The sequence below is a fragment of the Pantoea sp. SIMBA_079 genome (assembly GCF_046940275.1).
Taxonomy (GTDB): Bacteria; Pseudomonadota; Gammaproteobacteria; order Enterobacterales; family Enterobacteriaceae; genus Pantoea; species Pantoea borealis.
The window spans coordinates 1-237 of record NZ_JAWRYR010000892.1; the positions used below are offsets into that span (position 1 = coordinate 1).

Consider the following 237-nt stretch of genomic DNA (forward strand, 5'->3'; position numbering starts at 1 on the left):
GGTGTCGTCGAGCGCGCGCTGGTGGTCGAGCAGCGAGTACTGGCAGGCCAGCAGGAAGATGTCCGGATCGCTGACCTCGATCGCGCGCAGCGCCGGGTCCGGTGTGTTGACGCCCATGCCCCAGGCCTTGATCAGCCCTTCCTCGCGCATCCTGGTCAGCTCGACGAACGCGCCGGTGCGCGCGGTCTCGAAATACTCGGTCCAGTTCTCGCCCATGTCCGCGTTGTCGGGCGACAG

Annotated in this window: 1 pseudogene; it reads right to left on the reverse strand. The window is 67.5% G+C overall.

Annotated features, from left to right (window positions below):
• Positions 1 to 237 (reverse strand): annotated as a pseudogene (locus SB719_RS22505) (aldo/keto reductase); the annotation flags it as partial.